The 1,331-nt window shown below is 72.4% G+C and carries 1 protein-coding gene; it reads left to right on the top strand.

The window, feature by feature from the left end; all coding sequences use genetic code 11:
• The coding region (locus tag EHS43_RS44680) for a phospho-sugar mutase (protein WP_148104351.1) at positions 1–1,238 on the top strand (1,238 nt) is incomplete at its 5' end.
• Positions 1,239–1,331: the final 93 nt, after the last annotated feature.

Raw genomic sequence — 1,331 nt, 5'->3', positions numbered from 1 at the left:
CGATAAGGCACCTCGGCGCCGTGGCCGGCGTGGAGGTCACCGCCAGTCACAACCCGCCCCGCAACAACGGCTACAAGGTCTACCTCGGCGACGGTTCCCAGATCGTCCCGCCCGCCGACGCGGAGATCGCCGCGGAGATCGACGCGATCGCCTCCCTGCACGACGTACCGCGCCCCGCATCCGGCTGGCAGACCCTCGACGACAGCGTCCTCGACGCCTACCTCGCCCGCACGGACGCCGTACTCGCCGAGAACTCCGCCCGTACCGCCCGCACCGTCTACACCGCGATGCACGGCGTGGGCAAGGACACCCTCCTCGCGGCGTTCGCCCGGGCCGGGTTCCCCGCCCCGGAACTCGTCGCCGAGCAGGCCGAGCCCGACCCCGACTTCCCGACCGTCGCCTTCCCCAACCCGGAGGAGCCCGGCGCGATGGACCTCGCCTTCGCGAAGGCGAGGGAGACGGACCCGGACCTGATCATCGCGAACGACCCCGACGCGGACCGCTGCGCGGTGGCGGTCAAGGAGGACGGCGCCTGGCGCATGCTCCGGGGCGACGAGGTGGGCGCCCTCCTCGCCGCGCACCTGGTGGCCCGTGGAGCGCGGGGCACCTTCGCCGAGTCGATCGTCTCCTCCTCCCTCCTCGGCAGGATCGCCGAGAAGGCGGGCCTTCCCTACGAGGAGACCCTCACCGGCTTCAAGTGGATCGCCCGCGTGGAGGGCCTGCGCTACGGCTACGAGGAGGCCCTCGGCTACTGCGTGGACCCCGAGGGCGTACGGGACAAGGACGGCATCACCGCGGCCCTCCTCGTCACGGAGCTCGCGTCCGAGCTGAAGGAACAGAACCGCACGCTCCCCGACCTCCTCGACGACCTCGCCGTGGCCCACGGCCTGCACGCCACCGACCAGCTCTCGGTCCGTGTGGAGGACCTGTCGGTGATCGCCCGGGCGATGAGGCAGCTGCGCGAACACCCGCCGACCGAGCTCGCGGGCCTCGCGATCACCAGGGCCGAGGACCTCACCCGGGGCACGGACAGGCTCCCGCCCACGGACGGCCTGCGCTACACGCTGGACGGCGCCCGGGTCATCGTCCGCCCCAGCGGCACCGAGCCCAAGCTGAAGTGCTACCTGGAAGTGGTCGTCCCGGTGCCCACCCACGCCGACCTCCCGGCGGCCCGCACCAGGGCGACGGAGCTCCTGACGGCCATCAAGCGTGACCTGTCGACAGCAGCCGGAATCTGAACCCTCCCCTGTGCCGAGGGGCGGCCCCCACCCGGTCCGCCCCTCGGCACAACCCCGCACCCAGGATTCAGCGCACCTAGGTCAGCCCTGGAG

The sequence above is a fragment of the Streptomyces sp. RP5T genome, assembly GCF_003933965.1.
GTDB lineage: Bacteria > Actinomycetota > Actinomycetes > Streptomycetales > Streptomycetaceae > Streptomyces.
Note: the sequence above shows the minus strand (reverse complement) of the source record. Positions and strands in the feature narration are given on the sequence as shown.